Source organism: Weissella sagaensis (genome assembly GCF_005405285.1).
Classification (GTDB): domain Bacteria; phylum Bacillota; class Bacilli; order Lactobacillales; family Lactobacillaceae; genus Weissella; species Weissella sagaensis.
The window spans coordinates 230183-236193 of the sequence record NZ_BJDT01000002.1; the positions used below are offsets into that span (position 1 = coordinate 230183).

Genomic DNA, 6011 nt, shown 5'->3' on the forward strand with positions numbered 1-6011 from the left:
TATATAAGTATATCACCTACGGTTAACTATATTATCTCTAAATTAAGTCCCTGTCAATACCTTTTAATATAATATGTCACAACTATGCGATTCATTGCGCTATTAATAAATAACACGACAAATAAATTACCCTATTAAAAAAAGCTTGCAAACCTAACAAAACTGTCAGACCCACAAACTTTTAACATGTATTTTTATTCACCTTCCACATTTGCCCGCAGTATATCATGTAAATGTTCATATAAAATACCCACACGTAAACCACTAGTAGAAAATGTAATTTTTTCAGAATCTAAAGTATTCATTAATAATACAATCGGTATTAACCCACCAACGATAATGTCAGCACGATCTCGACTAATTCCAGGCACTCCCTTACGGCCTTCACAATCTAACCCAATAATATCCTCAAAGGTCTTATTCGCCTGTGTCCCTTTAATTTTGTAACCGTGAATATCTTCCATATTAAATAATTGATCACGACGTCGATTAATTTTAGCCAGTGTACGATTGCTACCACCTAATCCAATAATTGGTAAATTCATCCCATTTTTTAACCACCAAATATTTTGATAAATATCGTTCATACTAATAACTGCCTTAAATAACTCGGAAGCTTCAATATGGTTACTTAAATCAAATTCAGAAGAAATTGTCACTGAACCAATCGGTATACTAATTAAATTAGCAAGCTTCCCATTTTGAACAAGTACAATTTCAATACTTGCACCACCAGTGTCAATCAATATTGCATTCGTTACTGGCAACGTCTCAGTAACCCCAATATAGTCATAATAGGCTTCTTGGGTCCCTGAAATAACTTCTAAATCAATGCCAAATGCCATTTTCACCTTTTTTAAAAAGGATTTTTGATTCGATGCTTGTCGCACGGCAGCAGTTGCCACTGCTTTAATGACAACATTCTCTAATTTCTCATAAACCTCTTTAAATGACTCTAACGCTGCAAAAGTCCGCTTAATCGCTTCAGGTTGTAGGATTTTATCAGGCCCCATATTTTCAGAAAGTCGCACAAATTCTTTCATCTGTGTCACGGTTTCATAAGTACCATCATCATTAATCTTGGTAACCGTCATTCTGACCGAATTTGACCCTAAATCAATCACAACAAAATTTTCCATAATGTTTTTCTCTACTTTCTTTACTTAGTCACTAAATGGTTCATGTTGATTTTCCGGACTCATCATTAGTTGAAACTGATTTGGATTATTTTGCTGCATTTTTTCTTTATTTGCAATGGTTAATTGCGTTGCTTGTGTTGCAAAAAAATCTTGAGCATCTAATGACGCACGACCTCGACGATCTACACGTTGATATATACCATCTGCACCTAAGACTCTAGTTTTTACGTTATCATCCCACATGATTTGATAAATATCTAATACGCGCTTTAATAGCGTCGGCTTTTCAATGGGAAACATTTGTTCAACTCGACGATTTAAATTTCTTGTCATTAAATCGGCTGAGGCTAGATAAACTTGTTGTTCACCATCAAAATCAAAAATATATATACGACTATGCTCTAAAAAGCGGCCAACAATTGAATGCACTGTGATATTATCACTAATCCCTTCAATACCAGGCTTTAAACAACAAATACCACGAATAATCAAATCAATTGTTACCCCTGCATGTGATGCTTCATACATTTTAGCAATCATCTCTTGATCAGATAAAGAATTCATCTTCATCCGTACTCGAACAGGCCGATTCTCTTTCGCATAATTAATTGCTTGATCTAGTCGGTTAATCATAAACTCACGAATACCGTTGGGCGAAATGTGTAATTTATGGAAATAAGGTGGTTTAGAATATCCTGATAGCATATTAAAGATATTTGTTACATCAATTCCAATATTATTATTTGCCGTTAACAAGCCGATATCAGTATAAAAATGAGCAGTACTATCGTTGTAATTCCCTGTTCCTAAATGAATATAGCGACGAATACCACTCTCTTCGCGCCGCACCACTAACGATAATTTCGAATGTGTCTTAAGTCCAACTAGCCCATAAATAACATGACACCCCATTTGTTCAAGTTCACGTGCCCAATGAACATTATTCTCTTCATCAAATCGTGCCTTCACTTCAACTAACACAGTAACTTGTTTACCATTTTGGGCAGCTCTCCCCAAGTATTTAATAATTGGCGAGTGTCCTGATACCCGATATAATGTCATTTTAATTGCCAAAACACCCTCATCAATAGAGGCTTGCCGAATAAATTCTACAACTGAATCAAACTTATCATACGGGTGATGCATTAATTGGTCATGTTGCTTAATTGTATCAAAAATATTATAGTTCGCTGTTAATGCCTCATTCTGGTAGGGTTGGAATGGTTCATATTTTAATTCGTCATGCCCCGTTACGCGACTAGCTAATTGTCCCAAGAAATTTAAATCAATTGGACCATTAACTTCATAAACCGAATCTTCTTCTGTTTTGAGTTCACGAACTAAACGTTTACGTAATTTTTTACTAATAGTTGAGGTAACTTCTAAGCGAATAACTTTACCATGAGCACGTAATTTCAATTGCTGTTGAACTTCTTTTAATAAATCTGACGTATCTTCTTCTGCAACATCTAGATCCATATCACGAATAACTCTAAAAACTGCAACCTCTTGAATTTCATAATTAATAAACAATTGCGACACAAATCGTTCAATAATGTCTTCTAGCAATATAAAGTCATTTTCGCCACCGGGTAGTTTAATAACACGTGAGAAAATTTTAGGGACCTGCAATGTGGCATATAATGACTTATCTGAGCCTTTTTTAGTCAATCGTAGGGAAAAGTTAATCGTATCATTACTAATAAACGGAAACGGCCGTGAACTATCATCAGCCATTGGTGTTAGCACCGGGTATAATTCATCATGAAAGTAGTCTTTAATAAATTGAAATTGCTCATGTGTTAAATTTGGCACACGTAATAAATTAATGCCCACTTGTTTAATTGCTGGTAATAAAATGCGGTTAAGTGTGACATACTGCTTAGTCAATTGTTCATGCGCTTTATCGTTTACCGCCTTTAATTGCTGTGTTGGCGTTAAACCAGATGCATCGTGTCCATTCCACTCAACAGCAATCAATTTAGCTAACGATGCCACCCGTACCATAACAAATTCATCCATATTACTTTGTGTAATACCCAAAAATTTTAACCGTTCCAATAAGGGATTATTCTTTTGTCGTGCCTCTTCAAGCACGCGATCATTAAAATCTAACCAACTTAATTCACGATTAGTATAAAGACTCGAATCTGTATAATCTATTTTTGTCATGGCTTAACCCCCTTTTGCTTAAGTATTGGTTTTAGTCCGTATGTCTCTTGAAAAAACTGACTTTTTGAATTAAAAATCCAATTTTCATAAGCTAAACTATCATTACTATAGGCGGAAATAATAACATGATGATTTTTAATTGACACTGAAATCTTTTTAATTTTTTGTTGCCGATCATCATCTAATGCATCTGCTAATCGTAAAATAGCTGCTAATTTTGAAATTAAACGCCGATTTTCAGTTGAAATTTGATTAAAATGACTTAAATCCGCGCTAGGCGTTGTCACACTATGATATTTAGCAATAGCAGCCACAATTTCTTTTTCTTCCTGTGATAGCCCAATAATATCAGAATGGCGAATAATATACTCAGAATGAATATAATGCGAATGTACACTAATATAATTGCCAACATCATGCAAAATCGATGCCACTTCTAATAAGACAGCTTCCCGTTTTCCCAACCTGTGTAATGGTTTTAATTGATTAAATAAATGCAGTGCAAATTTTGTCACAATATCCCGATGGATTGGCTCAACATTATAATGATTAGCAAGATTCATTGACATTTTAATCGTCTGGTTACTGAAATCATGTTTAGAAAAGCCTAATGCTACTTCTTCATTATTAACAACCCCATCAATAACGCTAGAATCTGAGAAGCGTAATGTCTTTGCATTAGTTAGTTGTACAATTCGGTCGATTAATAATAATTCGGGTAATACTAATGGTATAACAGATTCATTAATCATGAGTTGTTCCATTAAATATTGATCTGACGCATCAACAAGCGTGTCTAATAAATCACGAAAAGTATCAATGTCTAATGAACCGTCATTACTATTCTTTGTATATTCTGCAACTATTTTTTTTAGTGACGACGTGCCTAATAACATAACTTGGGTTTCTTGATTATCTGGTAATAACGTTATTTGTCCATCACGATCAAAATCCTTTAGCTTACTATCAATATAATCACTCAAAACACCAATAGAATTCGGTGCTGAACGTCTTAAACTATCTAGATCTTCCGCAATTTTAACTGGTCCTAACGAAAAATTAGTCGATGTTATAAAGTTACCATTATCAAAACGTGTAATTGACGTATTACCAGATGTAATACCTATAAGGTATACAATACCAGTCGCACTTGATTGCTTTTTTGCAAATTCTAATGCAATATTTTGATTACGATAATAAGCCTCATCACTTATTGATAACCAATTAATCTCAAGACCTGTATGTAGATAAAATTGATCTGCAATAAAGTCAGCATTGATTGCCTGTGATAGTCCTTGACTACCCCATAATTGATAATTTTCGATATCATAATCTCGTAATATTTGAATAAAGCCTGTTAATGCTTCAACTATTTTATTTACTGACGTAAATTGTACTGGACGATTACGATAAACATCATCACCCAAATTAATTTCTTTATCTACTTTTTCTAGAGATTTATGCGTTTTTAAGTTAACAATCACTAATTCCACCCCTGTAATGTTAACCGTCATCACCCCAAAGTATTTTTGAGTCATATAAAAATCTCCCCAATTTATCATTATTCTTTCATTTTCATAGTTAGTATACCTTAATTTTCCTACTTAAATCTATCAAAACTTATTTACTACTATTATTAATTATGAAATCAAAATGAATAATAGAGATGTGTTCTTGTTATCATTTTTATGATAAACCGCTTTTTAACCCGTTTGAAAGTACATTAAAAAAGCGCCATCTGACCGTTATTTGTCAGGTGACGCTTTATATGATTTATTATTATTTTTAACATATATTAATAATATATGTGCTACAAAACAAAAAAATACTCTTACAACCTTTGATATCAAGAGGTTGTAAGAGTCATCGCATGCCGACTGGGGGCAAAATATAATAAATTGTAAAAAATAGTACACTATATTTTTCTTTTTTTAACAGTTTTCTACTATATAAATAGATAATAATTACTATTAATTATTTTTATCAGTGCTACAAAAAATGCTACAAATTTAAAGATTCATTCACAACACAAAAAAGCCCACCAAGTTATGCAATTTAGCATAGCTCAGTGGGCTTGATTTTATTTAACTTCAGTTAGTAACTGTTACACTTTGCCATGTTTCATAACTAGTGCTGAATTTCATGATACTAGTTGCACTAGCTTTAATTTTATCTAACTCAGATTAGAAGATTAAAACCATAAAAGCTAAAAAAGCAGGTAATCCTTGTATGATGAGTATTTTTTTAGCAGCTGTTAGACTACCATAAATCGCTACTAGAACCACAAACAACATTTCTAATTCCAACATTGTTGTTTGCTGTGGCCCTTTTAAAAATACGAGTGTACCAATAATCAATGCACCAAAAAGGCCATTATATATTCCTTGATTGGCTAATAAAGTTTTAACTTCAGGCATTTTAACAAAAGATTCATCTAATTCAAATGCATTTGCTTGTTGTTTAGGCGCTCCAAACATTTCTAAAATCATAATACCTATTGCCTCAATGCTCACAATAGCTATCAAAATAGTTTCAATCATAAATTTTTTCTCCTGCGACAGAAATTACGTGCATCATTTTATCTTAACAATAACTTTTCCACGAGCATGATGTGTTTCACTACGCTTTTGGGCAGATTGTATTCCCTCAGTTGTAAGCGGATATGTGCTATCAATCACAATCTTCAAATTATTATTTCTA

Annotated in this window: 4 protein-coding genes and 1 pseudogene; all 5 read right to left on the reverse strand. The window is 33.1% G+C overall.

Translation table 11 applies throughout. From position 1 onward, the window contains the following. Nucleotides 1–194: 194 nt before the first annotated feature. Nucleotides 195–1139 (reverse strand): Ppx/GppA family phosphatase, encoded by a 945-nt coding sequence (locus FFM55_RS03715; protein ID WP_042493111.1) that lies wholly within the window; start codon nt 1137–1139, stop codon nt 195–197. A gap of 24 nt (nt 1140–1163) precedes the next feature. Beyond that, nucleotides 1164–3311: an RNA degradosome polyphosphate kinase gene (locus FFM55_RS03720; RefSeq protein ID WP_042493113.1), complete on the reverse strand. Its 2148-nt coding sequence runs from the start codon at nt 3309–3311 to the stop codon at nt 1164–1166. Then, the gene (locus tag FFM55_RS03725; RefSeq protein WP_137600514.1) at nt 3308–4849 is read right to left on the reverse strand and encodes a Ppx/GppA phosphatase family protein; all 1542 of its coding nucleotides are present in this window, start codon (nt 4847–4849) and stop codon (nt 3308–3310) included. Before FFM55_RS03725 ends, FFM55_RS03720 begins: the two co-directional genes overlap by 4 nt. A 645-nt stretch (nt 4850–5494) precedes the next feature. Then, nucleotides 5495–5851: a DUF1304 domain-containing protein gene (locus FFM55_RS03730; RefSeq protein ID WP_042493117.1), complete on the reverse strand. Its 357-nt coding sequence runs from the start codon at nt 5849–5851 to the stop codon at nt 5495–5497. Nucleotides 5852–5884: 33 nt separating this feature from the next. Next, nucleotides 5885–6011: pseudogene (locus tag FFM55_RS03735) on the reverse strand (zinc-binding dehydrogenase); the annotation flags it as partial.

What these genes read in the sequence shown, in the direction of transcription:
- FFM55_RS03715 (WP_042493111.1), bottom strand. Translation starts at nt 1,139, where the DNA reads ATGGAAAATTTTGTTGTGATTGATTTAGGGTCAAATTCGGTCAGAATG.
- FFM55_RS03720 (WP_042493113.1), bottom strand. Translation starts at nt 3,311, where the DNA reads ATGACAAAAATAGATTATACAGATTCGAGTCTTTATACTAATCGTGAA.
- FFM55_RS03725 (WP_137600514.1), bottom strand. Translation starts at nt 4,849, where the DNA reads ATGACTCAAAAATACTTTGGGGTGATGACGGTTAACATTACAGGGGTG.
- FFM55_RS03730 (WP_042493117.1), bottom strand. Translation starts at nt 5,851, where the DNA reads ATGATTGAAACTATTTTGATAGCTATTGTGAGCATTGAGGCAATAGGT.